Below are 5136 nucleotides of genomic sequence, written 5' to 3'. Positions count from 1 at the left end.
GATTATATTATAACAATATAAGTAGTCTATAAAACATTTACATATAAATTATATAAAATACAGATTAGTGTTAAAAAAGATAGAATGTACATAATTTAAAACGTTTTTCAGAAATTTCATTATCATTTAAAAGTATGGGGCTGTAATATTAGTTTTTTTAATATAAGCATGCCACATAAATGTTATTTAAAGAGACTCGCCTTTTTATTAATAGATATACTGTATTTTAGACATAGTAAAGAAGGTGGGTTAGAACCTAGATTTAAAGAATTTTTAACTTCAATCACTTAAGGTTAAAATCTAGGTAGTATAAGACTAATATAGCACTTATAGAGGGGATGATAAGCGTATTAGTTTAACAGAGGCTTTAAAGTTTTAATACTTAAAATATTATATATTAATAAAATTTAAAGCAAATTTTAAATTTCTAATTATTGGAATGGAAGTTTCGTAATGAGAAAATAAGGGGTATTATAAGGGGGAAAAACATGAATAATTTAGAGAAAAAGAATGTAGCACCAGTGGATGAAAAATTTCCGATGAGTCAAAATTTACTTTTCGCATTTCAACACGTGCTTGCTATGTGCGCTGGAGCAGTTGCAGTTCCACTTATTGTTGGTAACGCAGTTGGACTTTCACAAAGTGACATAGTTTTCTTAATTAACGCGGACTTATTTATTGCAGGTATTGCAACTATTATTCAAGCTTTAGGATTTGGAAAACATATAGGTGCTAAAATTCCTATGGTTGAAGGTACAAGCTTTGCAACTGTAAACGCTATGGTAGCTATAGCGGGAGGATATAGTGGTGATCCGTACACTGCTTTAGCAACAATTTTTGCATCTGTATTTATAGCAGGATTATTCTGCTTCTTAATGGCACCTTTCTTTGGAAAGCTTTTAAGATTTTTTCCGAAGGTTGTAACAGGTACTGTAATAACCATAATAGGTCTTTCACTTCTTCCAATAGCGGCTAGATGGTCAGCAGGAAATGATGTGAATTCACCAAACTTCGCTAGTCCTAAAAATATATTTTTAGCCATATTTGTAATGGTTTTAATCCTAGTTTTAACTAAGGTTCTTAAGGGGATTTGGTCTAGTGTATCTATACTTATAGGTATAGTTGTAGGAACAATTATAGCAGCTTTAACAGGAATGGCAGATTTTAGCTCAGTAGCTAACGCTGGAATTATAAACTTAAATATACCATTTAAATTTGGATTTTGGAATTTTGATATTTCTGCTATAATTTCACTACTTCTTGTAATGCTTGTAATTATGACAGAAGCAACAGGAAACCTTATAGCTATACATGAGATGGTTGGAAAACCTATTGATGATAAGAATCTTGCAAGAGGACTTAGAACAGATGGATTTGCAACAATGCTAGCAGGAATATTTAATACTTTCCCACACACTGCTTTTGCTCAAAACGTAGGACTTGTTAACTTAACTGGAATAAAGAGTCGTTATGTAGTAGCTACTTCAGGAGTAATTCTTTTCTTACTTGGATTATTCCCTAAAATGGGAGCTATAGTTGCATCAATACCATATCCAGTTCTTGGAGGAGCAGGATTTGCTATGTTTGGAATGGTTGCATCTGGTGGAATAAAAACCCTTGGAAGTGTTAAGTTTGATGGAACACAAAATGGAATGATAGTAGCTATAAGTCTTGGTCTATCAATGATACCTTTAGCTGTACCAACTTTCTATCATAACTTCCCAGATTGGGTAAATACATTATTCCATAGTGGAATAACAACAGGAAGCCTTGCAGCTATAATATTAAACTATTTCTTTAATGAATTAGGAATTGTAAAGAAAGAAAGTAATAAACCGAAGGTTAATGAAGCATCAGTTTAATTATACATGTTTTAAAGATGACTTACTTCAATAGAAGTAGGTCATTTTTAAATTTCATTAATATTTTAATTTTGCATAAGTTTATTTTAATAAGAATTATTGAAATGCATATTATATCATATGAAAATTAAGAAAATATAAAATTATATAATACAAATATATGGGTATTATAGTATAATAAATATGAAAACGATTTTATATTTAGGAGGATTAAGATGAATAAGGGTAAAAGCATTAAAATTACTTCACTTATTGTAGCTTTAGTTATGGCTTTAGTTATGACTTTTCCAAAGTCTGTTAGAGCTATAGAGGAACCTAAAGAAGAAAAGGTAATAGACATACTATCATTTAATGATTTTCATGGAAATCTTAATGAAAGTGGAAAAAATGTAGGGGCTGCAAAACTTACCGGAGAGATTAACAGAATAAAAAAGGAGAATCCCAATACTTTGGTAGTTGCTGCGGGAGATTTATATCAAGGTACTGCAATGTCCAATCTTACCAAAGGAGAACCGGTTAGTGAAATGCTAAAAGCAATGAACATAGAAGCATCAGCTGTAGGGAATCATGAATTCGACTGGGGATATGAACTTATAAGTAAATGGGCTAAGGATGGAAATTTTGATTTTTTAGCTACAAATATATATGATAAAAATACTAATAAACCAGTAGAATGGGCTAAACCATATAAGGTTGTAGAAAAGGATGGAATAAAAATAGGATTTATAGGACTTGCTACACCTGAAACTACATTTAAAACTAAGCCTGAGAATGTTAAAAATTTTGAATTTAAAAACCCTAGTGAAGCTGCAAAAGTTTGGGTTAAACATCTTAAAGAAGTAGAAAAAGTTAATGCAGTAGTTGCTTTAACACATCTTGGAGCTTTCCAAGATAAAAATGGAGTAGTAACTGGAGAAGCTGAAGAGCTTGTAAAAAATGTGCCAGGACTTAATGCGGTTATTAGTTCACATACTCATCAATATGTAAATGGAAGAGTAAATAATACTCCGGTTGTACAGGCTATGAACAATGGTAGAGGATTAGCTAGGCTTACTTTTACCTTTAATAAAGATGGGAGTATTAAAGATGTTAAAAATAATGTAGATAAATTATATGAAAGAAAAGATCTTGTGGAAGACCAAGAAGTAAAGGCTATGGTTAAAAGTTATGATGAGAAACTTAAGCCTATATTATCAGAAGTTATAACTAATGTGGATTCAGAGCTTCCTCATGATAGGTATATAGGACTTTCACCTCTTGGACAATTTATAAGTAAGTATATGGCAAAGGCAGGAGAAACACAAATAGCTATAACTAATGGGGGTGGACTTAGGGTACCGCTTTCTAAAGGAGATATAACTGTAGGTAATCTTTATGAAGTTATGCCTTTTGACAATACATTGGTTACTATGAAGCTTAAGGGGTCAGATCTTAAAAGAGTTTTAGAGAATGGAATAGACAATAAGGAAGTGGGCTGGGTACAGTACTATGGATTAAGGGTATTTTATGATAAAGATGCTCCTTTTGGAAATAGAATAACTTCAATGAGGTTACTAGATGGGACTAAAATAGAAAATGATAAGTACTACACTGTAGCTACTAATGACTTTATGATGGACAAGGGTGACAAGTATGATTTTACAGGAGCCATAGAGGTTACTGATACTATGGAACCTTTAAGGGATTTAGTTGCTATGGAGCTTAAGAAAGAGAGTAATATTAATTTTAAGTTTGATGAAAAGACTTTAGTAGCTGGAGTAGATGATACTAAAGACGTAGTAGTTCCTGTAGATGATACTAAAGAAACTGATAAGGAAGTTCTTCCTCAAACTGGAGCTGTATTAGGCTATGATGATTTTATAATCCTTGGAGGAATGATGATACTAGTTGGAGCTTTTATAGCTAGAAAAAAGAATAGTAAGACAGCCTAGGATATAGATCATATTAGATTGAAGTTTGGATTAAGGTTTGATGTGGTTTTCTATATAAGAAAATATAAGAATAAGCCTCAGTAAATGAGGCTTATTTGTGTTTATAGATATTATTGATATAATTAGAGTAGCTCAGGGAAAAAGCTTATTTAAAAATTGAGTAAATAGAAGTTTCAGCATATAAATATATATATGAGAAGAATGTCTCTTCAATATTAAGTTTTAAATACTATTAAGTAAAATTTATTATATAACAGGAGGAAGTTATGGATATATTTGAATCATGTGTAGGTAGTTATGAAGAAGCTAAAAAAGCTGAGAGGCTTGGAGCTCATAGAATAGAACTTTGTGATAACTTAATTGAAGGGGGAACCACGCCTAGTTATGGAACCATATCTATGGCTTGTGAAAATTTGGATATACCTATAATGGTTATAATACGTCCAAGGGGAGGGGATTTCCTTTATACAGAAGAAGAAATAGAAATAATGAAAAGAGATATAAAGATGTGCAAGGAACTAGGAGTCTATGGAGTGGTGCTTGGGGTTTTAAATGGAGATAAAAAAATAGATAAAAATCTATTGAAAAATCTTATAGAATTATCAAAACCTTTAAAGGTTACTTTTCATATGGCCTTTGATGAAATAGAAGATAAAGAGGCTGCCTTGCAAGAGTTAATTAATCTTAATGTGGATAGAATTTTAACTAAGGGCGGCATAGAGGATGCTTTTAAGGGAAAGAATGTTATAAAATCTCTTATTGAGAAAAGTGAAGGGAAGATTATTATTCTCCCAGGAGGAGGAGTTACAAAGGAGAACTATGAAGAACTTAAAATATATACTGGAGCAAAGGAGTTTCATGGAAAGAGGATAGTAGGTAAATTATAATATAACGCGTTGTGCTAGTTAAAATTTTCTACATAAAAATAATATATATAATAGTAATTATAAATTGTTATATATTAATATCTTACCATTCTATTAATAAAATGAATTCTTGATTCATGTAGAAGTTTAATTTGGATTTAGGTGTGCTAAAAAGTGATTTTGTAAAAGGGATTTTTGGGTTAATAATTAAATAATAATTTTCATGAATAAAAACACTATTAAGGTTTATTTGAGTTTGATAAATCTTAATAGTGTTTTTGTGTTAACTCTAGGGAGTAATTTAATGAAAAAAATATAGATTTTCTTTTGATTTTAAAATAAATATTTTTTAGTAGAAATAAACAAAGGGAAAATTATAAGAGGAAATAATAAAATTAAATTTGGTAAAAGTATGCAATGGTATTTTTCAATTATTAATAAAATTCAAAATAGTATCTCAAGAAAAAAGATAGGGGA

At 30.4% G+C, this 5136-nt stretch carries 3 protein-coding genes; all 3 read left to right on the top strand.

Annotation, left to right across the window (positions count from 1 at the left end; all coding sequences use genetic code 11):
- The first annotated feature begins 488 nt into the window (after positions 1-488).
- The 3 genes from AB2369_RS11175 (at position 489) to AB2369_RS11165 (ending at position 4680) form a co-directional block, all read left to right on the top strand.
- Positions 489-1862: a nucleobase:cation symporter-2 family protein gene (locus AB2369_RS11175; RefSeq protein ID WP_367666560.1), complete on the top strand. Its 1374-nt coding sequence runs from the start codon at positions 489-491 to the stop codon at positions 1860-1862.
- Between the two features lie 215 nt (positions 1863-2077).
- Positions 2078-3793, top strand: coding sequence for a 5'-nucleotidase C-terminal domain-containing protein (locus AB2369_RS11170; RefSeq protein WP_367666559.1), 1716 nt, complete (start codon positions 2078-2080; stop codon positions 3791-3793).
- Between the two features lie 266 nt (positions 3794-4059).
- Positions 4060-4680 carry a copper homeostasis protein CutC gene (locus AB2369_RS11165; protein WP_367666558.1) on the top strand — a complete coding sequence of 207 codons (621 nt, stop codon included), beginning with the start codon at positions 4060-4062 and terminating at the stop codon, positions 4678-4680.
- Positions 4681-5136: the final 456 nt, after the last annotated feature.

The organism is Clostridium sp. (assembly GCF_040797585.1).
Taxonomy (GTDB): domain Bacteria; phylum Bacillota; class Clostridia; order Clostridiales; family Clostridiaceae; genus Clostridium_Z.
Note: the sequence above shows the minus strand (reverse complement) of the source record. Positions and strands in the feature narration are given on the sequence as shown.

What these genes read in the sequence shown, in the direction of transcription:
- AB2369_RS11175 (WP_367666560.1), top strand. Translation starts at nt 489, where the DNA reads ATGAATAATTTAGAGAAAAAGAATGTAGCACCAGTGGATGAAAAATTT.
- AB2369_RS11170 (WP_367666559.1), top strand. Translation starts at nt 2,078, where the DNA reads ATGAATAAGGGTAAAAGCATTAAAATTACTTCACTTATTGTAGCTTTA.
- AB2369_RS11165 (WP_367666558.1), top strand. Translation starts at nt 4,060, where the DNA reads ATGGATATATTTGAATCATGTGTAGGTAGTTATGAAGAAGCTAAAAAA.